This is a genomic window from Sporosarcina thermotolerans, from assembly GCF_030067815.1.
Classification (GTDB): Bacteria; Bacillota; Bacilli; order Bacillales_A; family Planococcaceae; genus Sporosarcina; species Sporosarcina thermotolerans.
Genome location: NZ_CP125968.1, coordinates 906,797 through 932,167 on the forward strand (window position 1 = coordinate 906,797; position 25,371 = coordinate 932,167).

Annotated in this window: 21 protein-coding genes and 7 pseudogenes; 18 read left to right on the top strand and 10 right to left on the bottom strand. The window is 43.5% G+C overall.

All coding sequences use genetic code 11. From position 1 onward, the window contains the following. Window positions 1-190: 190 nt before the first annotated feature. The 14 genes and pseudogenes from QNH10_RS05165 to QNH10_RS05230 all read left to right on the top strand — a co-directional run bounded on the left by QNH10_RS05165 (window position 191) and on the right by QNH10_RS05230 (window position 12,313). A pseudogene (locus QNH10_RS05165) lies at window positions 191-1,140 on the top strand (ABC transporter permease). Next, window positions 1,133-2,082, top strand: a pseudogene (locus QNH10_RS05170) (iron chelate uptake ABC transporter family permease subunit). The pseudogenes QNH10_RS05165 and QNH10_RS05170 overlap by 8 nt, the downstream one beginning before the upstream one ends. After that, window positions 2,079-2,840, top strand: a complete 762-nt coding sequence (locus QNH10_RS05175; protein WP_283733774.1) for an iron ABC transporter ATP-binding protein — start codon at window positions 2,079-2,081, stop codon at window positions 2,838-2,840. Before QNH10_RS05170 ends, QNH10_RS05175 begins: the two are co-directional and overlap by 4 nt. Window positions 2,841-2,860: 20 nt before the next feature. Continuing rightward, window positions 2,861-3,817 (top strand): annotated as a pseudogene (locus tag QNH10_RS05180) (siderophore ABC transporter substrate-binding protein). A 98-nt stretch (window positions 3,818-3,915) separates the two neighbouring features. Beyond that, window positions 3,916-5,173, top strand: a pseudogene (locus QNH10_RS05185) (MFS transporter). Between the two features lie 257 nt (window positions 5,174-5,430). Then, a complete protein-coding gene (locus tag QNH10_RS05190) occupies window positions 5,431-5,739 on the top strand; it encodes a DUF6054 family protein (RefSeq protein ID WP_283733775.1) in 309 nt (102 codons plus the stop codon). Window positions 5,740-5,784: 45 nt separating this feature from the next. Next, window positions 5,785-6,450, top strand: a complete 666-nt coding sequence (locus tag QNH10_RS05195) for a uracil-DNA glycosylase (RefSeq protein ID WP_283733776.1) — start codon at window positions 5,785-5,787, stop codon at window positions 6,448-6,450. Further along, window positions 6,431-6,946 (top strand): DNA topology modulation protein, encoded by a 516-nt coding sequence (locus QNH10_RS05200; protein WP_283733777.1) that lies wholly within the window; start codon window positions 6,431-6,433, stop codon window positions 6,944-6,946. The genes QNH10_RS05195 and QNH10_RS05200 overlap by 20 nt, the downstream gene beginning before the upstream one ends. 11 nt (window positions 6,947-6,957) lie before the next feature. Further along, complete coding sequence (locus QNH10_RS05205) at window positions 6,958-7,515, top strand: hypothetical protein (protein ID WP_283733778.1); 558 nt, start codon at window positions 6,958-6,960, stop codon at window positions 7,513-7,515. Between the two features lie 161 nt (window positions 7,516-7,676). Beyond that, entirely contained in the window at window positions 7,677-9,410 is a 1,734-nt protein-coding gene (locus tag QNH10_RS05210; protein ID WP_283733780.1) for an ABC transporter ATP-binding protein, read from the top strand. Between the two features lie 98 nt (window positions 9,411-9,508). Further along, window positions 9,509-9,643, top strand: coding sequence for a hypothetical protein (locus QNH10_RS05215; protein WP_283733781.1), 135 nt, complete (start codon window positions 9,509-9,511; stop codon window positions 9,641-9,643). A gap of 309 nt (window positions 9,644-9,952) precedes the next feature. Continuing rightward, a pseudogene (locus QNH10_RS05220) lies at window positions 9,953-10,545 on the top strand (DNA-3-methyladenine glycosylase). 63 nt (window positions 10,546-10,608) lie between these two features. Continuing rightward, entirely contained in the window at window positions 10,609-11,121 is a 513-nt protein-coding gene (locus tag QNH10_RS05225) for a type 1 glutamine amidotransferase domain-containing protein (RefSeq protein WP_283733782.1), read from the top strand. 136 nt (window positions 11,122-11,257) lie between these two features. Continuing rightward, complete coding sequence (locus QNH10_RS05230; protein ID WP_283733783.1) at window positions 11,258-12,313, top strand: YkvI family membrane protein; 1,056 nt, start codon at window positions 11,258-11,260, stop codon at window positions 12,311-12,313. A 137-nt stretch (window positions 12,314-12,450) separates the two neighbouring features. On the opposite strand, the gene hmpA is transcribed toward QNH10_RS05230, so the two are convergent. Further along, the gene (hmpA, locus tag QNH10_RS05235) at window positions 12,451-13,644 is read right to left on the bottom strand and encodes an NO-inducible flavohemoprotein (RefSeq protein WP_283733784.1); all 1,194 of its coding nucleotides are present in this window, start codon (window positions 13,642-13,644) and stop codon (window positions 12,451-12,453) included. Between the two features lie 163 nt (window positions 13,645-13,807). Between hmpA and QNH10_RS05240 the strand changes: the two genes are divergently transcribed. Next, on the top strand, window positions 13,808-14,251 hold the full coding sequence (locus QNH10_RS05240) for an RrF2 family transcriptional regulator (RefSeq protein ID WP_283733785.1): 444 nt from the start codon (window positions 13,808-13,810) through the stop codon (window positions 14,249-14,251). 38 nt (window positions 14,252-14,289) lie between these two features. Then, on the top strand, window positions 14,290-15,216 hold the full coding sequence (locus QNH10_RS05245) for a manganese-dependent inorganic pyrophosphatase (protein ID WP_283733786.1): 927 nt from the start codon (window positions 14,290-14,292) through the stop codon (window positions 15,214-15,216). Window positions 15,217-15,271: 55 nt separating this feature from the next. Here the strand turns inward: QNH10_RS05245 and QNH10_RS05250 are convergent, their stop codons facing one another. Both QNH10_RS05250 and QNH10_RS05255 read right to left on the bottom strand, forming a co-directional pair. Next, complete coding sequence (locus tag QNH10_RS05250; RefSeq protein WP_283733787.1) at window positions 15,272-16,054, bottom strand: AAA family ATPase; 783 nt, start codon at window positions 16,052-16,054, stop codon at window positions 15,272-15,274. A gap of 46 nt (window positions 16,055-16,100) precedes the next feature. After that, window positions 16,101-17,477 carry an FAD-dependent oxidoreductase gene (locus QNH10_RS05255; protein ID WP_283733788.1) on the bottom strand — a complete coding sequence of 459 codons (1,377 nt, stop codon included), beginning with the start codon at window positions 17,475-17,477 and terminating at the stop codon, window positions 16,101-16,103. A 104-nt stretch (window positions 17,478-17,581) separates the two neighbouring features. Between QNH10_RS05255 and QNH10_RS05260 the strand changes: the two genes are divergently transcribed. Continuing rightward, window positions 17,582-18,289, top strand: coding sequence for a DsbA family oxidoreductase (locus QNH10_RS05260; protein ID WP_283733789.1), 708 nt, complete (start codon window positions 17,582-17,584; stop codon window positions 18,287-18,289). A gap of 324 nt (window positions 18,290-18,613) precedes the next feature. Here QNH10_RS05260 and QNH10_RS05265 read toward each other — a convergent pair whose 3' ends face one another. The 7 genes and pseudogenes from QNH10_RS05265 to QNH10_RS05295 all read right to left on the bottom strand — a co-directional run bounded on the left by QNH10_RS05265 (window position 18,614) and on the right by QNH10_RS05295 (window position 24,408). After that, a complete protein-coding gene (locus tag QNH10_RS05265) occupies window positions 18,614-19,000 on the bottom strand; it encodes a Na+/H+ antiporter subunit G (RefSeq protein WP_283733790.1) in 387 nt (128 codons plus the stop codon). Further along, entirely contained in the window at window positions 18,978-19,262 is a 285-nt protein-coding gene (locus QNH10_RS05270) for a Na(+)/H(+) antiporter subunit F1 (RefSeq protein ID WP_283733791.1), read from the bottom strand. Before QNH10_RS05270 ends, QNH10_RS05265 begins: the two co-directional genes overlap by 23 nt. Continuing rightward, window positions 19,259-19,740: pseudogene (locus QNH10_RS05275) on the bottom strand (Na+/H+ antiporter subunit E). Before QNH10_RS05275 ends, QNH10_RS05270 begins: the two are co-directional and overlap by 4 nt. 23 nt (window positions 19,741-19,763) lie before the next feature. Then, complete coding sequence (locus QNH10_RS05280; RefSeq protein WP_283734568.1) at window positions 19,764-21,248, bottom strand: Na+/H+ antiporter subunit D; 1,485 nt, start codon at window positions 21,246-21,248, stop codon at window positions 19,764-19,766. Next, window positions 21,241-21,584 (bottom strand): annotated as a pseudogene (locus tag QNH10_RS05285) (Na(+)/H(+) antiporter subunit C). The gene QNH10_RS05280 and the pseudogene QNH10_RS05285 overlap by 8 nt, the downstream one beginning before the upstream one ends. A 3-nt stretch (window positions 21,585-21,587) precedes the next feature. Next, window positions 21,588-22,010: a Na(+)/H(+) antiporter subunit B gene (locus QNH10_RS05290; RefSeq protein WP_283733792.1), complete on the bottom strand. Its 423-nt coding sequence runs from the start codon at window positions 22,008-22,010 to the stop codon at window positions 21,588-21,590. Continuing rightward, a complete protein-coding gene (locus QNH10_RS05295; protein ID WP_283733793.1) occupies window positions 21,997-24,408 on the bottom strand; it encodes a Na+/H+ antiporter subunit A in 2,412 nt (803 codons plus the stop codon). The genes QNH10_RS05290 and QNH10_RS05295 overlap by 14 nt, the downstream gene beginning before the upstream one ends. A 282-nt stretch (window positions 24,409-24,690) precedes the next feature. Between QNH10_RS05295 and QNH10_RS05300 the strand changes: the two genes are divergently transcribed. Continuing rightward, the gene (locus QNH10_RS05300; protein WP_283733794.1) at window positions 24,691-25,365 is read left to right on the top strand and encodes an adenine nucleotide alpha hydrolase family protein; all 675 of its coding nucleotides are present in this window, start codon (window positions 24,691-24,693) and stop codon (window positions 25,363-25,365) included. Window positions 25,366-25,371: the final 6 nt, after the last annotated feature.

Sequence of the window (25,371 nt, forward strand, 5' to 3'; positions counted from 1 at the left end):
GAACCGCGTGGTGGCGGCATGTCCAATAGATTGAAATCTACCAGTCTTCTTTTAATTGATAATCATTTTCAATTATCAGTTGACACTGTATTCATACCTGCTATAATTGGATTTGCAGCTAATTGATAATCATTTTCACTAAAGGTGATTCTCAGTTGGAGCAAATATTCGATATCGGAGATCTTTCTTCATGAAGAAACGTTATTTGTTTATCGCACTTATATTACTTTCATTCCTTTCGTTATTCGTTGGGGTGAGTTCGATATCACCGTTGGATCTTCTCGATTTTCAGTCGGAGAAGACAGAGATTTTCCTGATTAGCCGTTTGCCAAGATTGGTTGCAATTCTTCTCGCGGGTGCGGGGATGAGTATAGCGGGTCTCATAATGCAACAGCTTAGCAGGAATAAATTTGTGTCACCGACGACTGCGGGTACATTGGATGCAACTCGACTCGGCATATTGGTATCGATGTTACTATTTACGAACGCATCGACGATTGAGAAAATGATTGTCGCATTTGTATTTGCACTTGCTGGTACGCTGCTATTCATGCAGATATTAGACCGGATAAAGTTCAAAGACGCAATCTTTATCCCACTCGTTGGACTAATGTTCGGAAATATTCTTCTTCCATCACAACATTTTTCGCATATAAATCAAATGTTATCCAAAACATGGCATCTTGGCTACAAGGTGATTTTTCGATGATCATGGTCGGACGGTACGAGCTTTTATACATAAGCATCCCGGTACTGATCATCACCTATTTTTACGCTAACCGATTTACGGTTGCTGGAATGGGTGAGGATTTCTCGAAAAACTTGGGGCTTGCTTATAAGAGGATTGTCAATATTGGGCTAATACTTGTTGCACTCGTTACGACGACCGTCATCTTGACTGTCGGAATGATTCCGTTTTTAGGATTGATCATCCCTAACATCGTATCCATTTTCCAGGGAGATCATTTGAAGAAGACGTTGCCGCATACTGCATTGTTGGGGGCGATCTTCCTTCTGATCTGTGATATTTTAGGCAGGGTCCTCATTTACCCTTATGAAATATCTATCAGTCTGATGGTCGGTGTCATCGGAAGCGGTATATTCCTCTACTTGTTATTTAGGAGGAAGGCATATGCGTAATTCTACTAAAATTATCATTCTCACAGCTTTGGCAATCGTTTTTTGTTCGTTGTATCTGTTTCACGATTTAAATGGAAGTTTTGATTATGCGTTGCCACGCCGGGCTATCAAAGTGATGGCGATGGTGTTGACAGGAGTCGCAATTGCTTATTCGACCGTCATCTTCCAGACGATTACGCATAATCGCATCTTAACCCCAAGTATAATGGGGTTGGATTCCTTATATTTATTACTCCAGACGGCCGTCATCTTTTTCCTTGGCTCGGGCCATTTTACAATCGTCAACAGGCATGTGAATTTCATTTTATCGGTTTCGACAATGATTATATTTGCACTGATTTTGTACAAATTCCTCTTTAAAAGGGGCGGTCAGCCGATTTACTTCCTGTTGCTCGTAGGGATTATCGTCGGGACGTTTTTTGAAAGTATCTCGACGTTCTTGCAAGTACTGATTGATCCGAATGAATTCTTGAGAGTACAGGACAAAATGTTTGCAAGCTTCAATAATGTGAGTGGGGAACTTGTTTGGTGGGCACTTGGAATTGTCGTCATCACATTTTTGGTCGGATGGAAATCATTCAACGACCTTGACGTACTGTCTCTTGGAAGGGACACGGCTATAAATTTAGGTGTTTCCTACGATCGTGTTGTCAAGTTAATGCTTGTCATCTCGGCTGTATTGATATCTGTATCTACAGCACTTGTTGGTCCGATTACATTTTTCGGTTTGATAGTCGCAAACTTGTCTTATCAATTTTTCAACTCATATAAACATAAAGTACTATCACAGGTGCTTCAGTAATGAGTATCATCGCACTTGTAGGTGGTCAATGGGTCGTTGAACGGGTATTTACGTTCTCGACAACGTTAAGTGTCATCATCAATTTCGTTGGCGGTGTGTATTTCATCTATCTACTACTAAAGGAGAGTCGATCCTCATGATCCAAGTTCGAGAGTTGTCTAAGTTCTATGGGAAAAAGGCAGTCGTTGAAAAGGTGAATGTCAATATTCATCGTGGAAAAATCACATCTTTCATCGGCCCGAATGGTGCTGGGAAGTCGACACTTCTTTCAATGGTGAGCCGTCTAATTGACGCGGATACCGGTGAGGTGCTTGTGGATAACGACCATGTTCAAAAAATGAAATCCAATGAGTTCTCGAAACGTGTTTCTATTCTAAAACAATCGAATTTCATGAATGTCCGATTGACAATCCGTGAATTGGTTTCATTTGGCCGATTTCCTTATTCAAGAGGGAAGCTCAATGCGGAGGATATCCGGATCATTGAACAGGCTATGGATTATATGGGCCTGATGGATATGCAGCATGATTATATGGATGAATTATCAGGCGGTCAACGTCAGCGTGCTTTTATCGCGATGACAATTGCTCAGGATACAGATTATATTCTGCTTGATGAACCGTTAAATAACTTGGATATGAAACACTCCGTTCAAATCATGAAAATCCTACGTAGATTAGTTGATGATCTTGGGAAGACTGTCGTTATCGTACTCCATGACATTAACTTTGCATCCGTTTACTCTGACCGGATTGTTGCCTTGAAAAATGGTAGGGTCGTCCGCGATGGCCCAACAGAAGAAATCATCAATTCGGATGCATTGAAGGAAATTTACGATATGGATATACCTATTAAAAAGATGAATAACTGTAATATATGCGTCTATTTTAATTCTTAAAAAACAAAGGATGGTTCAAAATGAAAAAGTTAACAATGACGCTTTTGCTTGCTTCCCTCATGATCGTACTTGCAGCATGTGGCACGAAGAATAAAGATGAAGGCAAAACATCAGGAACAGATGCAAATAGTGTCACGGAAACCATTTCAGTAGAGCATAAACTAAGCAGTAAACCAGTTGAAGTGCCGAAAAATCCCAAAAAGTCGTCGTTTTCGACTTTGGTACACTTGATACATTGGATGATTTAGGAATTGAAGTAGCTGGATTGCCGAGAGCAAACGTTCCAGGCTACCTGTCAAAATATGATGATGATAAGTATGTGAATGTCGGTAGCCTGAAAGAACCGGCTTTCGAGGAAATTCATGCGATGAAACCTGACCTGATCATTATTTCAGACCGCCAAGCGGAACTTTATGATCAATTTGCAGAAATCGCTCCAACAATTTATGTTGGAATTGACTACGCGCATTATATGGATTCATTTAAGCATAATGCAGAATTAATTGGTAAGATCTTCAATAAAGAAGAGGAGGTCCAAAAAGAACTTGCTGACATAGATGATAAAATTGCAGCAATTAAAAGAGAAAACATCAGCCATTGATACAAATGCGCTTATCGTTCTTGCAAGTGAAGGAAAAGTGAGTGCATATGGTCCAAACTCCCGTTTCGGACTCATTCACGATGTACTGGGCTATAAAGCGGTAGATGAAAAGATCGAAGTATCCACTCACGGACAGAATATTTCTTTCGAATACATTTTTGAGAAAAATCCGGACGTCCTATTCGTCATTGACCGAGATGCCGCAATTGGCAATGGTGCAAGTGCGAAGGATTCCGTGGAAAATGAACTTGTTAAGAAAACGGATGCTTATAAAAATGGCAAAATCATTTACTTGAACGGAGAATACTGGTACCTTTCTGGTGGCGGATTACTTTCTATGAAAGAAATGATTAAAGAAGTCGAAGCATCATTCTAATAAAATTCAAGGGTTTGCTCACAATAAGTGAGCAAGCCTTTTTTATTGTGCGCAAGGTTTAAAATAAATCCTTGTAATTACGATTGTCTGTAAGTAAAATGACAAGTGTCAAGACACTCTATTACTCTACAACGAAAGGCAGACAAATTGTGAAAAAGACAAAAAACGGAATTTCGCGCAATAAATTTACGAGTTATCTCTGGCACGGGTTGGATGTTCGACGCGATGGATGTTGGGATTCTATCATTCGTCATCGCGGCCATTGCAGTCGAATGGCAACTGTCCCCGACTGAAATGGGTTGGATCGGAAGTATGAATTCAATCGGTATGGCGATTGGGGCATTTGGATTCGGGCTGTTGGCAGATCGGATCGGTAGGAAAACCGTCTTCATGATGACACTCATACTCTTTTCATTGGCAAGCGGTTTATCTGCATTGACAACAACATTAACCGTATTCCTCATCTTACGTTTCTTCGTTGGAGCAGGGCTCGGAGGGGAGCTACCCGTCGCTTCCACACTTGTCTCGGAAAGTGTATCCGCAAAAGAGCGTGGTCGGGTTGTTGTGTTATTGGAAAGCTTCTGGGCGGCTGGCTGGCTCGTGGCGGCATTGATAGCATATTTTATCATTCCCGAGTACGGATGGCGTATTGCTTTGGTTCTAACAGCACTTCCTGCTTTCTACGCAATCTACTTACGGAGGAGCTTGCCGGACTCTCCTAAATTTAAGCAGGAAGGGAAGCCGAAAGAGTCAATCGGCTCGAAGATGAAGCTTATCTGGACTAAAGAATATGCACGCAGGACCACAATGCTTTGGATTGTCTGGTTCACAGTTGTATTCTCCTATTACGGCATGTTCCTCTGGCTCCCAAGTGTCATGGTCATGAAAGGGTTCGATATGATCCATAGTTTTAAATACGTGCTTATTATGACATTGGCGCAGTTGCCCGGCTACTTCACTGCTGCATGGCTTATCGAGAGGGCAGGACGTAAATTTGTTTTATCGACGTATTTAATCGGAACAGCCGTAAGCGCTCTTCTATTTGGTAATGCAGAGGGGCTTACAATGCTTCTTGTATTCGGTGCATTCCTTTCATTCTTCAACTTAGGCGCTTGGGGAGCACTCTACGCCTATTCTCCGGAACAATATCCGACCGCAGTACGGGCGACAGGCTCGGGCACGGCAGCTGCCGTCGGCCGAATCGGTGGCATCTTTGGACCATTGTTAGTCGGCTGGCTTCTAACCGCGGGTCATGGATTCGGACTAATCTTCGGCATCTTCTGCGGATCGATTATTATTGGCGTACTCGCCGTAATTTTCTTAGGCACGGAAACAAAACAAATGGAATTGGAATAAATTTGGACCGACGTCTTACATGGACGTCGGTTTTCTTTTGCATTTCGCCTTGGATAAATGTTGCCGCGTCCAAAGAATGCGGTTGCGCGTCCAAAGAAGTGCGTCCTGCTCCCAAGAAACTACATAGATCCCCAAATTCATTTGTTCCGCTCGGAAATATCAACAAACTGAAACTTCTGTTCATGACAATACGTATTTACTACAAAGAGAAAGGGTGATGAAATGTCGGTTAAGGAGTTCACTGTTAAATCTCTCCAATGGAAGCAGCAAACACGATTGAATCTGAAATTCTACGAGGGAGCATCAGCGGGACATTGGTCGATCATTACGTGAGAATGACTGGTTCATCGGAAGTGCATGTCCTAATTATGGAGAAGTATTATATGCGTTCGAACAACCGGGCATCAGTCACGGCGACGATAGATAATTTTGACGGAGCGACGCGTGTCCATGTTGTTGCAGCAGGCAGTTCGGAAGGTGTTTTCTTCCGATTCGATTGGGGTGCGGGCAATAGTTTTGCAACAAGTGTGGAACGTGCGTTGGAACCATATATCATTGGGGGATAATGATTAGAAGATAGTATTGTTGCAAGGCTGAAAGGGAGTGTGTCGATGTTTCGAATACCTGAATCGATTGCTAACCTTGGCAGGGAGAGGATAAAAGGATTCCCCGTGGAGGGATTCGTCTACGGGGAGGGCCCACAGAAGCCCGAGCTAATGCTGATTGGTGAAGCACCAGGGGAATTCGAGGCCGTGGATGGAATCCCTTTCATCGGCAGGGCAGGCAAGGAATTGATGAAGTCACTCGATTCGATTGGATTGACGCGTGAGGATGTCTATATAACGAGTACTGTCCGCAGTCGTCCATACAAATGGGGCGAGAGACGGGAGCGGGACGGTACGAAGACGCAGAGGAAATATAATCGGCCACCGACAAGGAAAGAAATCTTGGCACATGCCCCGGTGCTCGATTATGAACTGGCGAATATCGAGCCGAAGCTGATTGTTGCACTTGGTAATTTTGGCTTACAGAGACTGCTTGGCAGGGAAGCGAAAGTGACGGAGTTACACGGGCAGTTGTTGGAAAGGCCGATTCAGTTCCTTCCAGATCTGGATAGCACGACGTTTGAGTGGACAGATCGTCTGTATCGAATTGTGCCGACATTCCATCCAGCAGCGGTCTTTTATCGGCCTTCGCATAGGCCGGACTTGGATGCGGATTGGTTAGCGATTGGCGAGATGTTGAAGAGAATTGGGGATGGGGAAAGTGAAGTATAATCGGATTTTGGTCATCGGATGCAGTGGGGCTGGGAAATCGACGTTATCGGTCGAACTTGCGGAGCGCCTAAGATTGCCCGTCCTTCATTTGGATGCACTATTTTGGAAAGAAGGATGGGTGCCTACACCGAAACCTGAATTTAGGGAGAAACTGCAAACTGAACTGGAGAAGCCCGCATGGATTATCGATGGTAATTTCAACTCGACGATTGAGATGCGGGCTCAATATGCTGATTTGATCATCTTCCTCGACTTTCCAAACTACCTTTGCTTGTCACGGATTTTCAAACGGCGTTGGATGTATAGAGGGAAGACGAGGCCTGATATGGCAGAAGGCTGCGAGGAAAAGGTAGATTGGGAATTTGTGAAATTCATATGGACGTATCCGAAAAAGAAGCGGCCCGGAGTCTTTGAAATGCTTGAGCGGAGCGAGGCCGAAGTGATCGTGTTGAAGTCACCGCGTGAAGTGAAGCGTTGGATGGGGACGTTGGAATAGGGGGAGCTTAATTGAAGAGGAAAGTCTGGGGAGTGTCGAGTGCTGTTCTGTTCATATTTTTGATGACAGTTCTCTTTCCGTATTCGCCTTTAAGTGTCTATCAGTCCGTTGGATTTGATGCGGATCTTCCTTATTTGCAAGATTATAAGAAAAAACTGCATGAATTCGGGCAGGTGCATGACGGGAATACAGTTGAAGACTGGGATCGGTTGAACTCTGATACTGATTTTATTTTGGATTTGTATGAGATGGATTTAATGACGTCTGCCAGAGTGAAAGTGGGTAAGGGAGATTTGGATTGGATGCTGGTTGAAGTTCGAACGTTACGTAATACGCTTCTAAGTATAGCTTTTCAGGAAAAGCATTCATCGGAGACAAGAAAGTATCTTGAGGCAAGTGTGAGGTGGAGTCTCAATGCGGAGGAAGATATATTATGGTTGAAAGACCATCCGTTCTATTCAAGATTTCTGTTGATCACGCATTTGAAGAACCTTCAGGAAGATATTAAGATAAGTTTCGATATGTATAGGCACTTTTATGAGGCTTACTATCGGTATGATGGTGAATGAGTAGCGGGCCATACGCATGTGCATTCATTTATGAGCTTTTATCTGCCTTTATGCGTGCTTATTTTTGTTTATGCGTATCTATCAAAGTTTATGAGTTATTAGAAGTTTTTATGCGTGTATAGACTGTTTTATGCGTATTTGGGAAGAAAAGAGGATGGAAGATGGAAAAAGAGTTGAAGACAAAAGGGTCGATGAAGGAATTCTTTGGTTTATTGCGGCAACTAAGATGGCCGAAAGGGATAACGGTGACTGCGCTCATTCTTGCTTTATTTTCGACTGCAGCAAGTTTGGCAATTCCGTTGGTGACACGCCAGCTTGTAGACTCGTTGTCTGCGGCGTCTTTTAACTGGAAGACTGCTGTGTTCTTATTTGTGGTATTCGTGTTACAGGCTTTATTGGGCGGAGTTTCGTACTATTTGCTTGCGTATATTGGTGAGACGATTGTGGCGGATTTGAGGAATAAATTATGGGATAAAGTGCTGCGACTTCCGGTTACGTATTACGATGAAAATGAAACCGGTGAGACGATGAGCCGGATTACGCAGGATACGACTATGCTGAAGCAGTTAGTGTCGGATCATCTTGTGTCGTTCATTACGGGAATTATCTCGGTTATCGGAGCGGTTGCAATTTTATTGTATCTTGACTGGAAAATGACGCTTATTATGTTAATAAGTATCCCGGTTAGTATGGCAATCATTTTGCCGCTTGGAAGGATCATGCATAAAATTGCGAAGTCAACTCAGGGGGAAATGGCCAAATTCTCAGGTCATCTTGGACGGGTGCTCGGCGATATTCGGTTGGTGAAGGCTTATCGGGCGGAGCCGAATGAAGGGGAGAAGGGTGGAAATGCGATTCGCTCGCTATTTTCATTCGGTTTGAAAGAGGCAAGGATTCAAGCAATCATTTCACCTGTCATGACGCTTGTGATGATGAGCATTTTAGTTGTGATTCTTGGCTACGGCGGTGCGCAAGTTTCTAAAGGGGATTTATCCCCAGGAACGCTTGTCGCAATCATTTTTCTTATGTTCCAGATCATCATCCCGTTTGCGCAGATGGCACAAGTGTTTACGATTTTCCAAAAGGCTGTCGGTGCAACAGAGAGGATTCAGCAGATTTTAAGGATGAAGAGTGAGCCCGCGAATGGAGAATCTGTTGTCCCTGCTGGCAGCATTCAATTCGAGTCAATCGATTTTTCGTATGAAAGCGGAAAGGATGTTCTTCAAGGGGTTACTTTCTGGGCGAATCCAGGGAATGTCACTGCGTTTGTCGGTCCAAGTGGCGGTGGGAAAACAACAATATTCTCACTCATAGAACGGTTCTATTTGCCGACGGCGGGCGTTATTTCGGTCGGTGGAACGCCGATTTCAGAGATCGCTTTGTCTGAATGGCGGAAGCGGATCGGTTATGTGTCGCAGGAAAGTCCATTATTAAGCGGAACGATTTTGGATAATATCGCGTATGGTCTGGAAATCCGGCCTTCTATAGATGAGGTGAAGAAGGCTGCGGAGGCGGCGAATGCACTGGAGTTTATCGAAGCGATGGAGGATGGTTTCGAAACGCTTGTTGGTGAAAGGGGCATGAAGCTTTCAGGGGGACAACGCCAACGGATTGCAATTGCGCGTGCTCTCTTGCATGATCCAGAAATTCTGTTGCTTGACGAAGCGACTTCCAATTTGGACAGCGGATCTGAAACGCATGTTCAGGAGGCGCTGCAACGGTTAATGCAAGGACGGACAACGCTTATCATTGCCCATCGGTTATCCACAGTTATTGACGCCGACCAGCTCATTTTCCTTGAAGAAGGGCGGATTACGGGGATTGGCACGCATGAGGAATTATTCAACTCCCACCCGTTGTACCGTGAGTTTGCGGAGGGCCAGGGGTTGAAATAGGGGGGCGACATGGCGGAATTTATTTTTCTTTTCATCATTTGTATACCGCTATATTTAATTCTTATATGGCAGGTTTTTAACCCGGAGGAAGCAATGTTATGGGGAAGAGATGGATGTATAAGGAACAGCCCGAGGTTTCGGATGAAGCGATTAAATTTACGAAAATCTTGTCGATCATCGGAATTGTCGTGCTAACTTTAATTTTTGTAGTTTCTTTTATTAAGCTGATATGAAGAAAAGAGGCGTATCCGATTTTTTCGGATACGTTTTATAATTCCATCAAGCAAGTTCTCATATAGGCAAGAAGAGTTCTCGTTTCCGCCAAAAGAGTTCTCATTCGGGCAAGAAGAGTTCTCGTTTCCGCCAAAAAAGTTCTCATTCAGGCAAGAAGAGTTCTTGTTTCCGCCAAAAGAGTTCTCATTCGGGCAAGAAGAGTTCTCGTTTCCGCCAAAAGAGTTCTCATTCACCCCGAAAAGGATTCATTTCAACATAAAAGGGCAATCCTATAGTGATGAAGGAATTGGTGCTATGGAGGGATTCAGTTGTACGAACCGATTGATAAAGGCTTTTTCGAAAGACCAGTTCTTGAACTTGCGCGGAATCTGGTCGGTCAATATATTGTGCATGAGCAGCCGGATGGCATTATAGTCGCGCGAATTGTAGAGACGGAAGCCTATCATGGGCCTGAGGATCGTGCAGCGCATAGCTTTGGGAACCGCCGGACGAAGCGAACAGATGTCATGTTTGGTGCGCCCGGTCTCGTATACACGTATCAAATGCACACACATACGTTGATGAATGTCGTCAGTGGGCCGATTGGAACGCCCATGCGGTGCTGATCAGGGCGGCGGAGCCTGTAGACGGACTTGAGATGATGCGGGACAATCGTGGTCCGAATTTGAAGATGAAAGATTGGACGAATGGACCAGGAAAACTTTCAAAAGCGCTTGGCGTGACGATGAAGTATTACGGGCATCATTGGTCGGACAAGCCGCTGTTCATAGCTGTCGGGCCAGGGGCAAGTGAAATCGAAACGGGTCCGCGTGTTGGGATAGGCAATACGGGCGAGGCCGTCCATTATCCATGGAGATTCTTTGAAAAGGATAATCCTTACGTCTCAAAATACCGCCCATAAGTTTAGTGCTGAACGAGAGTGGAATAGTAGTAGGGAAAGCATACTTGAAAGGATGGGTGAAAAATGGCTAAAATAGCTACGGTTATCACAAATCTATTCGAGGATTCTGAGTATACGGAGCCGGCTAAAGCTTTTCAAGAGGCGGGACATGAAGTCGTCACAATCGAGATGGAAGCCGGGAAAGAAGTGAAAGGAAAACAAGGAGATTCTACAGTGAAAATTGACGTTGGGATTGCCGATGCTTCCCCGGAAGACTATGATGCTCTTTTCATCCCAGGAGGTTTCTCGCCAGACCAGCTTAGAGCGGATGATCGATTCGTTGAATTCGCGAAAAAGTTCATGGATGATAAAAAGCCCGTTTTCGCAATCTGTCACGGCCCACAGCTATTAATCACCGCGAAAACATTGAAGGGCAGGGATGCAACAGGTTATAAATCCATCAAGGTGGATATGGAATATGCAGGGGCGAAATACGCGGATAAAGAAGTGGTTGTTTGTCAAAATCAGTTGGTAACAAGCAGGACACCAGATGATATCCCTGCATTCATACGCGAGTCAGTTAAACTATTAGGATGAACAAAGTCATGGGAGAGGGGGGATCAATGAAGATTCCCCCCCTCTCTGTTCTTTTATTACTGCCATGAAGAATGACCTTGTCCATACATACATAACTTAATAACAAGTTGTTGAACATAAGGGGGATAGTTCATTTTTGAAAAAGGTACTTAAAATAGGTAGCGCATTTATAGGAATTATCGTAGGTGCGGGTTTTGCATCGGGGCAGGAGATTCTTCAATACTTTACAAGCTTCGGAATGATGGGGATAGCAGCTGCCATATTATCCACAGCTTTGTTTGCATATTTAGGAATGGTGCTTATGAGGTTAGGTAGCAGGATGCGCGCAACTTCGCATAAGGAAGTCATTTATAAAATTAGCGGACGTTTTTTGGGCATCCTCATTGATTATATAATCATTTTCACTTTGTTTGGTGTCGGTGTCGTTATGATTGCCGGGGCGGGTTCCAATTTAGCGCAACAATTCGGTGTGCCTCCTGTTATAGGAAGCCTGTTAATGGTTGCATTGATTTTCATTTCAATTCTCATGAACGTTGATGAAGTGGTTGCTATTATCGGTAGTATTACCCCGTTTCTTATCCTATCTATCATCGTTGTTTCGGTCTATTGTCTAATGACGATGGATCAGCCTTTTGCTTCACTTAATATTTTGGCTAATGAAGTTCCAACTACATTGCCGAACTGGTTCATCTCTGCCATCAATTACGTGTCGTTTAACATAGCAGTAGGTGCTTCCATGTCATTGGTGATGGGTGGGGAGGAGAAGAATGAGAGGACCGCCGCTTTAGGTGGGCTTGTCGGAGGCTTCGGTTTAGGAATCTTGATTCTCCTTAGCCATTTGGCAATTTTCTCGAAAGTGGAGACGATCGCTGATGTAGATTTGCCGATGTTGGCAATCATCAATGAAATCTCACCGATCCTTGCCGTATTCATGGCATTCATTCTATATGGGATGATTTTCAATACTGCTGTTAGCATGTTCTATGCATTTGGAGCACGTTTTACAAAGGTTGGAACAAGGAATTTCAAGATGTTCGTATTCATCACTTTACTCATCGGTTTCGGTCTAAGCTTCCTACGCTTTAAACTACTTGTCGCATACTTCTACCCATGGATCGGCTATTTGGGATTACTCCTATCAGTCATATTGATCTTTACTTCATTTAGAATGCCGAAAAAAGTTAGACGATAAAAAAAGGGGCCCCGTGGAGGAGCCCCTTTTGCCTGTGCGACCAGACGCGGGTCATAAGTCAGGCCTGCTGTGCGACAAATGACGCTGCTTCGCATGTCTGCCTTATGCCTGACGCGTCTAACCGGTCGCTTCAGCATTTAATTAGTCGCCAGTTCCCATTGCAATTCTTCAGCTGGTCCGAAGAATTCGAAGTGGATCTTATCTTCAGTTACACCGTTCGCAACCAATGCTGAGATAACCGCTTGCATGAACGGAGTTGGACCACAGACATAAATGTCGCTGCCTTCAGATACATGCTTCGCAAGGAATTCACGGTTGATGAATCCGTCACCTTCTTCAGAATAAAGCACTTCGTATTTTGCATTTGGAAGTGATTCAGTCATCGCGTGCAACTCTTTGTGGAACGCTTGGTGACCGCGTGTACGAGCCGAATGCAGGAATGCAACCGGGCGTTCAGGTGTTGTTTTCGCGATTGTTTGGTACATAGCCATCATAGGCGTGATACCAACACCACCGCTGATCAATGCGATTGGTGTTGTGCTTTCTGTATCCAGATAGAAATCTCCCGCAGGTGCACTGATTTCGATTTTGTCACCGACATTCAGGCTCCTATGCAGGTAGACGGAAGCCTTACCGTTCGGATTGCACTCGTCCTCGCGTTTTATAGAAATACGTAATGTATCGTTGCCTGGTGCTTTTGACAAGCTATATTGACGGTTAATTGTATGTTCGTCCCCAGGGATTTGGAAGCGCACAGTAATGTATTGACCTGGTTTGTAAGTTGGTAATTTTTTGCCATCAACAGGTTTGAAATAGAAGGAAGTAATGACTTCGCTTTCCGGAACCTTTTCAACAAGTTCAAATTCCTTAAATGTTCTCCAGCCGCCTTCAGCTTCCTCTGCTTCATCGTACATTTCTTTTTCAATGCCGATAAATGCATCTGCGATAACTTGGTACGCTTCGCCCCAAGCCGCAATTATTTCAGGAGTTGCCGCGTCACCAAGAACTTCTTTGATCGCTCCAAGAAGATGGTACCCAACGATTGGATAATGTTCTTTTTGGATGCCTAAAGAGCGGTGCTTATGCGCGATTTGAACAACTGCAGGAATGATTGCACCTAAGTTGTCGATATGAGCTGCAGCTGCGTAAACCGTGTTGGCAAGGGCAGTTTGTTGGCGACCTTTTGATTGGTTCGCATGGTTGAAAACGTTTAAAAGCTCAGGATGAGCAGCGAACATATTTTTATAAAAAACGGTTGTAATTGTTTTTCCATGTTGTTCAAGTACTGGTACTGTGGATTTTACGATGTCAATTGTTTCTTGTGATAACATTGAATGCACAACCCTTCATGTATTATTATTTCCACAATAAACGATTAATCGTCTTAAAGCTATATCAGTAATACATCTTAAGTATTTATGTTAGATTTTAGACACATTTCTTTCACGATACGGACATAATCGTTATAATAGGATGGAGAATGGCGGTGGAATTATGCGGTTAACTTTATATACAGATTTTTCATTACGCGTACTAATATACCTTGGAGCAAAGGAACAGAACGAGTTATCAACCATTCAAGAGATCTCTGACCAGTATCAGATTTCAAAAAACCATCTAACGAAAGTCGTCCATGAATTGGGGAAGATGGGACTAATTGAAACAGTACGCGGACGCGGAGGCGGTATCCGCATGAAGTTGAAACCTGAAGAGATTAATGTAGGTGAACTCGTTCGAAAGACGGAGGATGACTTTTATCTGGTGGAATGTTTTAGTTCAGATGGGAATCAATGCATACTTTCGCCTGTTTGCCGGCTTAAAGGTGCACTGCAAGAAGCACTTGTCGCCTATTTCGCAGTTTTAGACAAGTATTCAATTGCAGATTTTATTGTGAATAAAGATGAGCTTGCCGCGTTATTGTTCGGCAAACCTTTATGATAGAATAAGAACGAATCTATATAAGTAGGAGGATTTAAATGGGAAAAGTATTAGTATTTGGACATAAAAACCCTGACACCGATTCCATTACGGCGGCGATCAGCTTGGCTTATTTGAAACAACAACTTGGAATGGATGCGGAGGCAGTTCGTCTGGGCTCTATTTCAGGCGAAACAGCGTATGCGTTAAGTCAGTTCGGTTTTGAGGCACCGCGCTTGATTGAAAAAGCTGCGCCTGATGCACAGCAGGTCATTCTTGTTGACCATAACGAAAAACAGCAAAGCGTCGATGATTTAGATGATGTACAAGTTATTGAAGTTGTCGATCATCACCGAATCGCCAATTTCCAAACGGCGGATCCGCTGTATTACCGTGCAGAACCGGTTGGCTGTACAGCTACGATTTTGAATAAATTGTACAAAGAACATGGTGTCGAAATTCCAAAGAACATCGCAGGGCTTATGCTTTCAGCAATCATTTCCGATTCACTTTTATTCAAATCCCCAACGTTCACAGAACAGGATCGTGCGGCAGCTGAAGAGTTGGCTGCTATTGCAGATATTGACGCCGAAGTGTACGGCCTTGAAATGTTGAAGGCGGGTGCTGACTTGAGCGGGAAGTCGTTGGAAGAGCTTGTTTCGTTAGATGCGAAAGAGTTCACGATGGGCGCGGCGAAAGTTGAAATCGCACAAGTGAATGCCATTGATGTCAATGACGTCATGAGCCGTCAGGCGGAGCTTGAAGTTCTATTGAACAGTATTATTGAAGAAAAAGGGTTGGACCTATTCCTATTCGCAGTAACGGATATTCTAAACAATGATTCGACTGTTATTGTACTCGGTAAGGCAGCTGAACGTGCTTGTGCTGCGTTCAATGTAGCATTGACGAATAATACGGCTGTCCTTAAAGGCGTTGTTTCAAGAAAGAAACAAATCGTTCCAGTATTGACTGAAGCGCTGAAGTAATAATCTTCAAATAAAAAGAAGCAGAGGGAAGGTGCAATTCCCCTCTGCTTCTTTTTCAATCAAATAAATGACGTAAATATCGATCCGGGGCGTTCAGGAAATCCCGTGTCAACTGGACATGAGTCATCTCTTCGAAATTAGATTGCATAAGGACACCATCCCGAATTTCATATAAATCTGCGTCTGGATACGCCATGAAAATTGGGGAATGCGTCGAAATAAGGAATTTGGCGCCTTCCTTCGTCATATCGTGAATCATCGCAAGAAGCGACAATTGGTTTTGCGGGGAGGGCGCCTCGGGCTCATCAAGTATGTAAAAACCGCCTGGGCGGAATCTGGCTTGGAATAAGTCGAAAAAACTTTCACCATGGGATCTTTTTTCGAGGCCATCCCCGTATAAATTTTTCAGTTCATAATATGTTCTTGCATAGGGTAGGATTTCCAAGCTGTTAGGGTCACGCTGTTTGATTTCCTCCATTTTTGACCATGCCTCTTCCCGCATGATCGCAAGGCTTCGCGTATACGTAATATAATCGGAAGCTCTGAAAAAGAAACCATTCTTCGTTTTTACATCCCAAACGAGTTTCAAATCATCTGCCAGATCGAAAGCAGGAGAGAGCGAATGATCCTTTTCCATATGCTCACCGCTAATTAGGATGCTTCCAGCAGCAGCGGCAATCCCTTCAAGAAATGTCGTCTTTCCACTGCCATTATCGCCTGCAATAATTGTGACGGGCGATTCAAGGACGAGTGTATTGAAATTACGTATAAGATCCAAACTGAACGGGTAGCGCTCATCAACCGTTTCCTGTTTCCGTATGATTTTCCGCAATGACATGTACTTCACCCCTTTTGGACAGTATACCGAATAACAGTGGAGGTTCCTATCCCAAATCGAGCGGTTTCGTTGCTGGTCCTTCAAGGACGGACCCATCCTTTCTGAAACGGGATCCGTGGCATGGACAATCCCACGTCTCGTCAGCCTCATTCCACCTCGTTCTACACCCCATATGCGTGCAAATCGGCGAATCCTTTCTCTTGATATGCCCGCCCGAAAATTCCCTTAGAACAAGACCGGAATTCTTTAAAGCTTGTATGAGAAAGGAGCCGAATCCAGTTCGGTCTGGAGCATAGAGGGAGCTTGCTTTGTTTTCCCTGCCGATAATCTGATCGCTGATGATTCTTGCGCAAACAAGTGAATTCGACAGCCCCCATTTTCTAAAACCAGTATTCATGTAGACATAAGGCATACTTTTCGAAATGGGACCAGCATATGGAATAAGGTCAGGGGTCGAAGGGTCCTGCGCAGACCATTTTTCCTGCATTGGGTCAAGTTGATAAATGTATTTTAATTCCGAGTCCAAAGTACGGTAATGTATTTGCGTCTCCTTTTCAACACCTGCACGATGTCCCTCCCCAGATAAAAGGAAATGGGCTTGTCCATCGATGAAGGCAGTCCGTGCTGAACGTTTCGGTGCATCAACCGAAATATATTGTCCCTGCAATGGCATATTGGCATAAGTGGATACTAAGTATGATCTCCCTACGGACAACTTAAGGATTTGCAATCCGCGTAAAGCCTCTATTGGATAATGTGTACACAATATAAGTTTGTTAAATTGTATTTCATTATTAGAGTTTGTATATAGAAGCCTTTTTCTCAAATCCATTAAGCGGATATTCGTTTTCTCGAATATCCGGGCACCTGCTTTAACTGCTAGTTGGGCCAAATGCTGTCCAAATCGAACAGGATGAATTTGAGCCTCATCTTTAATCGTAAGCGTAGCCTCAGTTTTCAGCGGTAGTTCACTATCCCTTCCCAATTCGGCTGCTATGCCAATCTCATCATAGGCCAATTTCTCTTTCCGAAGCAGCTCTGTTCCATACTTCGATTGGGAAAAAAGTACTGAATTTGCATCCCAAAGTTCATCACCTATGGCAAAGCTCTTTCCGAATAATACAGCTTCACGGTTAGCTTCAAAATAAATCTTGGCATTATCCCGTCCGAATTTTTTAATTAGATCAGCATAAACAAGGTCATGCTGTAATGTCAGTTTGCCAGTTGAATTGCCTGTCGCTCCAGCAAGAATCTCATCCTTTTCCAATAAAACGACGTCTACTCCTTCTTTCGCCAAGAAGTAGGCATTTGCGATTCCACTTAATCCTCCACCGATTATGCAGACATCGCACGATATATCCTTATTTAAAGCGGGGTAGGAATTCCGCGGATAGGCAGTTTTAAGCCAAAGTGAATTATTCATGCTCAGTCCTCCAATAGATTCTTCAATAACAGCATAAGCAGGCATATTCATTGTTGCCAGTTTAAATGAATTCTAAAATAAGAAAGGAAAGGTGGTTGTTAATCATGAAAATTGAAGTCTGGTCAGATTATGTTTGCCCGTTTTGCTATATTGGAAAAAGAAGATTGGAAGAAGCAATAGAGTCTACAAACTTAACGGGTCAAACTGAAGTGGTCTTTAAGGCATTCCAGTTGGACCCGAATACGCCTGTTTCAGCAAACGGTTCAGCAGTCGAAGGCTTGACAAAGAAATTTGGAATCAGCCAAACAGAAGCAGAGCGGATGATGGCAAATGTCGCGGAGCAGGCCAAGACGGTGGGACTGAATTATGACGTCGAAGGCATGAAAGTGGCAAACACATATAATGCTCATCGCCTTGCAAAGTTAGCGGAGCAGGAAGGCAAAGCCGACGCTGTATCTGAACGCCTGCTGGAAGGTCATTTCGTCAAAGGAGAGGCCCTTGGTGACGAGTCTACATTGGTAGCCATTGCGGAAGAAGTAGGTATTTCAAAAGACCGGGTTCAACAAATGCTTCAATCTGATGAGTTCTCCAATGAAGTGAAGAAAGACATTGGCGAAGCTGGACAAATCGGTGTTCAAGGCGTGCCATTCTTTGTCATCAACCGTAAATACGCAATCTCAGGTGCGCAACCAGCGCAAGCTTTCGAAGAAGCATTACGAAAAGTAGCGGCAGAAGAAGGAATCCAACCCCAGTTGAAAGTACTAGGCAAAGAAGGCCAAGGCCTCTGCACAGACGACAACTGTGAAATTTGAAGGATCTAATCATTTTCACGTAACTTTTGAAAAACGTAGTAGGTAAAAGACGTCTCCGTTGATTGAAGCGTAGGGCGGCGACTCCAGCGAACGCCGTAACGAAGGACGGCGTTTGCGAGCAAAAGTGCAGCGTTGCGAGCAATGTTTATTGCGACCCTAAGGGAGCAGGAATGCCAAAACGGATGCCTTAATTTCTGCAAAAAAACGCAGAAATACGGCAAATCGAACTCTTCGTGGTTCGATTGGCTGAAGCCATGCCCGCGGAAAGCGTCCGCCTGAAGCGTAAATCAACAGTACTGCTTATCTAATGAAAAAACGACGGTGTTAGCTTTTATCGCTAACACCGTCGTTTTTTAGTTCATCCTTATACAAAACTTCCTTCAAAGCATCCTCAGTCGAAATATCCGCCAACTCCACCTTCGAACGATAAGCAGCCCTCACAAGTAAATGGCCTGCCACCGGAGCCGTAAGAAAAACGAAAACAATTCCAAGAAGGACACGTACGCTAACAAATTGCTCACGGAACAAAAAATACAAAAACGTTCCAGAAAGTGTTAGCAATACAGCGAGAGTCGAGCTCTTTGTCGCAGCATGCGAGCGCGTATACACATCCGGCAATCGAATAAGCCCGAACACACTAATCACACTCGCAATCCCGCCCATTAATATCAATAGCGCCCCTATAAATTCACCGATCACGTTTACGCTCAACGATGACCCCCCTTTCAATTGCTCTCGAAAAGGCGATCGTTCCAATGAATGAAAGAATACCTAATATCAAAATGACCTCCAAAAAGGCCTTTGTCTTCAATATGATCGAGACAACCGCAATCGTTGCGATCAAATTCACACCAATCATATCAAGTGCAAGGACACGGTCAGGCATCGAAGGGCCAAGAACGATCCGAATGATTGCAATGGAAATAGTGATAGAAAATAGAATTAGTGACACCGTCAGCATCATTTCAATCATCGTGTCACCTCCATGATCGCTTTTTCAAAGTTCTTTAGCTGTTTGATCAAACCTGCCCTGGACTCCTCAACATCCATCGCATGGATATACAGCGTATCGCCTTCAGGAGACACTTCCATCACGACCGAACCCGGAGTCAACGTGAGAAGAAGGGATAGCATCGTCACTTCTACATCACTTTTCAGGACTGTCTCGTATTTAAAGATTCCCGGCTTGATTTTCAATTTGGGACTTAAAATCTGTCCAAGACAACGATGCTCGACTGCGTCAATTCAGATATGAAAATGAAAAGTAATTTAATTGTTTTAACTAACCGCCGCAAATAAAATTGTGTGCCGAAAAAGCGGTGCATGAAAAAGATAATTCCAATTCCGACAAGGAAACCGGCAAAGAAAGTCGTGAACTTCAATTCATCTTCATCCATTAACGTCATCCATAAAAAAGCGATGAACAGGTTCAGTAATAACTGGGCTGGCATCAAACTCCACCTCAACTTTCCGCTTAACGATTTCCTTGTAATACAGCTTCTATATAGATATCAGGATTCATAAGTGTACGTGCAGCATCACTGACATAGGGGGCAAGACCTTCGACCCCAATCCCGATTGCAACTGTCATGATTGCGAGGAGGACACATGGAATGAGCATCCCTTTTTTTAATGGTACATCGTCATCCTCATTAATAATCGTCTCACCCCAGAAGCAATTCAGGAAGATGCGCAGTAATGAGTATAGAACGAAAATACCAGACATAAAGGCCACTGCCAACAACAGATAGGACCCTGTTTCAATCGCCCCTTGTCCTAAGTACACTTTGCCGATGAATCCACTTAACGGAGGAATACCCGTCAATGATAGCATCGTGATGAAAAACAGCCAACCAAGCATAGGATAGTTGCGGATAAGACCGCTCATCTCTTCAATCTTGGATTTTCCTGTCAAATAGATCATCGTCCCCGCAATAAGGAATAACAAAGCTTTCACAATCATGTCATGTATTAAATAATAGATAGCACCCTGGAACGCAATTTCGGAAGACATGGCAAGACCCGCCAAGATGAAACCGACGGCAATCACAACATTATACGAAACAATTTTTCGAATATCGTTATACGCAAGTGCACCGATACTTCCGCCTATCATCGTCAATATGGCCATGATCCCAATTACAGTATGCGTAATGACCGTTTCATGATAAAAGATGAGTGTGAAAATACGGAACATAGCATAGATACCGACTTTAGTGAGCAAAGCACCGAATAATGCCGCAACTATGGTAGGGGGTGCACTATATGAGTTAGGAAGCCAGAAATAAAGCAACAGTCCAGCCTTTAGACTGAATACGATTAGGAACATCAAACTGATCACTGTTAGTAGCGGCCCTTGTCCTACTTCCGCAATCCTGACAGATAAATGAGCCATATTCAAAGTTCCGACCGTTCCGTATAAATAAGCAATCCCGATTAAGAAGAACCATGAGGAAAGTACATTGATCGTCACGTATTTGATCGATTCGACAAGCTGAATCTTCCTGCCGCCCATTGTAATGAGCACATAAGAGGAAAGTAACATGACTTCGAAACAAACGAATAAATTAAATAGATCACCTGTCAGGAATGAACCGTTAACTCCTGCTACAAGGAAAAAGATAAACGGATAAAAAAACATACTCTCATGTTGTTTTCCAATGGACGAAAAAGCATAAATAAGAAGAATTCCTGTCACGATCGATGTCGTTATGACAAGCAACATGGAAAACGAATCCGCTACAAATAAAATGCCATATGGCGGTAACCAACCACCGAAATCTAATCGTAAAATACCTTCATGCTGAATTTTATTTAAAATGACTATGCTTACAGTGATCGTTGCAATTATAGATAAAACACTGAAAACACGTTGAGAATTCGTGCGAGTTCGTAAGAAAATCAAGATAATCCCCGTCAATAAAGGAATGATCATCGGCATAACTAAAATATTATTCATCATCAAGCCCTCTCAATGCATAGAGGTCGTCAGTCCCCGTCTTTTTATATGTACGATACGCCAACACCAATAAAAATGCCGTCACGGCAAAGCTAATCACAATCGCAGTCAGAATTAGAGCTTGAGGCAATGCGTCCACATAACTTGCCGCATTCTCACCTAACAGCGGGGCGCTTCCTTTTTCTTCAATCCGTTGCCCATCGTCATCAAAAGAAGATGCGCGGCATGTGATAAGAGAGCAGTCCCCAAAATGACGCGAATCAGATTGCGAGATAGTAACAAATAGACAGCTATGGTCACGAGAAGGCCGACAAGCACCGTTATTAAAGTTTCCATCTGCTACACATCCTCACTTATTGATAAAATGATTGTCACTACAACGCCGACAACCGTTAAAGCAACCCCAGCTTCGAATAGGATGACTGTCGACAATTCAGTAACCCCGAAAATCGGCAAATCGAAATGGCTAAAAGCCTGGGTCAGAAAATGTTTACCGAACAGAACGGAACCGACGCCTGAACCGACCGCGAGGAGCACCCCGATTGCTGCAATTTTCTTGAAATCAAACGGGATGCCTTTGCGCACGGTTTCTATATCGTTTACCAAGTAAAGCAAAACAAATGCGGAGGACAGGACGAGACCGCCGATGAAGCCGCCGCCGGGATTGTTATGACCCGACAGAAATAGTTCAACGCCGAACGTCAATATGATGAAAGCGACGATTCTCGTCACTGTTTTCAGAATGACATCATTGATCTTCAATATCCTGTTCCTCCTTTTTAGATTTCAATTTAATGAGTGTGAATACACCAATACCGGCGATGAAAAGAACGACGACTTCAAGCATCGTGTCAAATGCACGGAAATCTCCCAATATCGTATTGACGATATTTTTACCACCGGCAAGGCGATAGGCATCTTCAAAATACACCGAAATTGACTCGAATAATTTATTACCTTGCACTGCAAGGCCTAACACCGTCACAATTGTCCCCGCTAAAATGGCAATAATGCCATTTGAAATTTTTGTCTTACGTGCAGAACGCTCTTTCTTCCATTCAGGCAGGAAGTAGAAGCAAAGCAGGAACAGGGCTGTTGTCACCGTTTCAACAACTGTCTGAGTTAAAGCGAGATCCGGTGCTCGGAATATGACGAAGAGAAGGGCAATCGAATAACCAAGCACACCATTTAAAATGATTGCCGTCATTCTGGATTTAACAAAGAGCATTGAAAGCGCCGCCCCGGCCATAGAAAGCACGATAAGAAATTCATTTATTGCTATGGGACTGTCATCCGAGAAGTCGAAAGAGTAAGACCCTGTGTATAGTATAGATCCTCCTACCGTTAGGACGAAAAACACAAAAATATAGACGAGGTAATCTTTCAAATAGCCCTTCATATAAAGCCGTGTCAAGTATCGGGATCCATTTTCAAGCCATGACAAACTGGCGTTGAAAGCAGTATCCAAATTCCATTTAAACGGAGCGAACGAATAGACGCCTTTCCAATATCTCATGAAACGATACAGAATAGTCCCAAGGACAACAACACCAATCGTCATCCATAAAGCAGTATTAAAACCGTGCCATGCCTTTATATGAGGCGTCAGGCCTTCTGCACCCGCAAATGTTGGATAAATTGCTGCCATCGCGGGACGCAACAAATAGTTACCAATGACATTTGGGAAGAAAAAGATGCCGACAACTAATATTGCCAAAACGGAAGGTGCAACTAACATCCCCTTAGATGCTTCGTTGATAGGCTTTTCGACACGCTCGGGATGGAATTCCCCGAAAAACGTTTGGAAAACGATAATCATGCTATAGACAAATGTAAATACACTTGCAATCCATGCAACTACGAGGACCAACGTACCCATTGTACCGGTTGAGAAAACTTCAAGGTTTCGCGCATTCACTAATGCTTCAAAGAACATCTCTTTGCTTAGGAAACCGTTGAAAGGCGGGAGACCTGCCATCGAGAAACTTCCGATTAAAGCGATTGTGAAGGTCACAGGCATGAATGCCATAAGTCCACCTAACCTACGGATATCCCTGGTTCCAAGCTCATGGTCAACGATTCCGACGACCATAAAGAGTGCACCCTTGAAGGTGGAATGGTTAATGAGATGGAATAATGCCGCGAACGTCGCTTGCGTATAAATCACCGAGTCGGGGCTGTATCCATGATGGAGTGCCACGGACCCGAGGCCAAATAAACTCATCACCAAGCCTAACTGACTAATTGTCGAATAAGCGAGCAACGCTTTTAAATCCGTCTGCTTCACGGCGTTCAGTGAACCTATTAACAAAGTGAAAACCCCAACGCCACTTACTATGTAAAGCCACATTGCCTCACCGCCGAAGATGGGAGTAAAACGTGCAACTAAGTAAATACCCGCTTTTACCATCGTCGCTGAGTGTAAGTAAGCGCTGACCGGTGTAGGTGCCTCCATTGCGTCTGGAAGCCAAATATGGAACGGAAATTGTGCGGACTTAGTAAATGTGCCCAATAATACAAGAAGTAACGCCACTAAAAATAGTGGCTCGTCCGTATATTGGCCAATTGTCGCAACTATGTCACGTACACTGAAAGAACCTGTCATAGATTGTAGCATGATGAATCCGGCAAGCATCGCTATGCCACCTGATACTGTGATCAGCATGGATTTCTGAGCACCATACCTTGATTTTTTCCGGTGGTACCAAAAGGCGATCAACAGGAAGGATGAAATACTCGTCAGTTCCCAAAAGACATAGAGTACCATTAGGTTATCTGACAAAACGACACCAAGCATGGCGCCCATGAATAGTAGGAGGTAGACGTAAAAGCGCCCTAATGATTCCCGTTCAGACAAATAGTATATAGAGTATAGGATGACCAAACTGCCGACACCCGTAATGAGAAGGCCGAATATTAAACTGAGGCCGTCGAGATACGTAGTAAAATGGATTCCAGCCGTCTCTATCCACCGAATCGTATGCATATAGGTACTTCCATTTGCGATGGAAGGGATGTAGCTTGCTAAAAAAATGAAAAGAGCGATTGGAACGATAATTACAAACCAGCCGATATGTCGGCTATGAATCCGTTTATAAATTAATGGGATGAAAATCGCTGCCAAAAAGGGGATGAATATGGATAATGTAATCGTCAACAACAGAAAACCTCCTAGGGGACAACCGCTGATTTACGTGAAACCGGGTTTTCAACTTCTTATGTAAATTTTTCTTAATAATTGAGGATAGACTTGACTCCTTGCAGAACTGGGGACATAATTAGTAGCTACAAGTTCATATTTGAATTATACACTAAATATTTTAAAATCGCCGATGATGCGATTATATCTTGTCAGTCTACCGACACTCATGTATAATATTGTGGTTTTCAAATTTAGATTCGTTTTACGAAACGAAAATAATTGTAAGAGGTGACTACGGTCATGGGCAAAGTAAAAGGTCGTATGGACGAAAGCATTCTTGTTTGTGTCTACTACGGTCCAAATGGTGAGCGTCTCATTAGACGTGGACATAAAATGGCATCCATCATGGATTGTCCACTATATATTTTAACGATTGACCCATTGCCATTCGATGAATTCGACGCTGAAAAATCAGATTATATCGAAAGATGGCAAGAGCTTGCAACGGAGCTTGATGTTGAAGATTTTATCGTTATGGATAATGAGAAGCGATCAGTTGCAAAGGTGATCAAAGAAGTCGCTCACAAACATAATATTACGCAGATAATTATCGGTCAAACTGCTCAAAGTAGATGGGAAGAAATCACAAAAGGTTCGTTCATGAATGTGCTGTTAAGAGAAATAACATTTGTAGATTTCCATGTCGTATCCGTCGATCGTGCCATAAAAGATGAAATAGAGGGCATGTTTGAAAAAGGCGTACGGGCTTACTTAGTCGAAGAGGGCGAAGGCTTCCGTGTTAGTTTTACCCATTCGAAAGATGCAAAGTTTGAAGGGATCTTCTTCAAAGAAATCGGAACGGACTTCAATAACGGGATCTTCAAATTCATGAATAACAATAAAATGTGTCAAGTGCAGATAACGGATGACAGTGTCACCGAAGCAACACAATTTGTCTGCAAAACGGAACAATGATGTAAA

What these genes read in the sequence shown, in the direction of transcription:
- QNH10_RS05240 (WP_283733785.1), top strand. Translation starts at nt 13,808, where the DNA reads ATGCGGTTAACTTTATATACAGATTTTTCATTACGCGTACTAATATAC.
- QNH10_RS05190 (WP_283733775.1), top strand. Translation starts at nt 5,431, where the DNA reads ATGGAAGCAGCAAACACGATTGAATCTGAAATTCTACGAGGGAGCATC.
- QNH10_RS05245 (WP_283733786.1), top strand. Translation starts at nt 14,290, where the DNA reads ATGGGAAAAGTATTAGTATTTGGACATAAAAACCCTGACACCGATTCC.
- QNH10_RS05195 (WP_283733776.1), top strand. Translation starts at nt 5,785, where the DNA reads ATGTTTCGAATACCTGAATCGATTGCTAACCTTGGCAGGGAGAGGATA.
- QNH10_RS05300 (WP_283733794.1), top strand. Translation starts at nt 24,691, where the DNA reads ATGGGCAAAGTAAAAGGTCGTATGGACGAAAGCATTCTTGTTTGTGTC.
- QNH10_RS05210 (WP_283733780.1), top strand. Translation starts at nt 7,677, where the DNA reads ATGGAAAAAGAGTTGAAGACAAAAGGGTCGATGAAGGAATTCTTTGGT.
- QNH10_RS05260 (WP_283733789.1), top strand. Translation starts at nt 17,582, where the DNA reads ATGAAAATTGAAGTCTGGTCAGATTATGTTTGCCCGTTTTGCTATATT.
- QNH10_RS05175 (WP_283733774.1), top strand. Translation starts at nt 2,079, where the DNA reads ATGATCCAAGTTCGAGAGTTGTCTAAGTTCTATGGGAAAAAGGCAGTC.
- QNH10_RS05225 (WP_283733782.1), top strand. Translation starts at nt 10,609, where the DNA reads ATGGCTAAAATAGCTACGGTTATCACAAATCTATTCGAGGATTCTGAG.
- QNH10_RS05270 (WP_283733791.1), bottom strand. Translation starts at nt 19,262, where the DNA reads ATGATTGAAATGATGCTGACGGTGTCACTAATTCTATTTTCTATCACT.
- QNH10_RS05250 (WP_283733787.1), bottom strand. Translation starts at nt 16,054, where the DNA reads ATGTCATTGCGGAAAATCATACGGAAACAGGAAACGGTTGATGAGCGC.
- QNH10_RS05215 (WP_283733781.1), top strand. Translation starts at nt 9,509, where the DNA reads ATGGGGAAGAGATGGATGTATAAGGAACAGCCCGAGGTTTCGGATGAA.
- hmpA (WP_283733784.1), bottom strand. Translation starts at nt 13,644, where the DNA reads ATGTTATCACAAGAAACAATTGACATCGTAAAATCCACAGTACCAGTA.
- QNH10_RS05255 (WP_283733788.1), bottom strand. Translation starts at nt 17,477, where the DNA reads ATGAATAATTCACTTTGGCTTAAAACTGCCTATCCGCGGAATTCCTAC.
- QNH10_RS05280 (WP_283734568.1), bottom strand. Translation starts at nt 21,248, where the DNA reads ATGAATAATATTTTAGTTATGCCGATGATCATTCCTTTATTGACGGGG.
- QNH10_RS05200 (WP_283733777.1), top strand. Translation starts at nt 6,431, where the DNA reads ATGGGGAAAGTGAAGTATAATCGGATTTTGGTCATCGGATGCAGTGGG.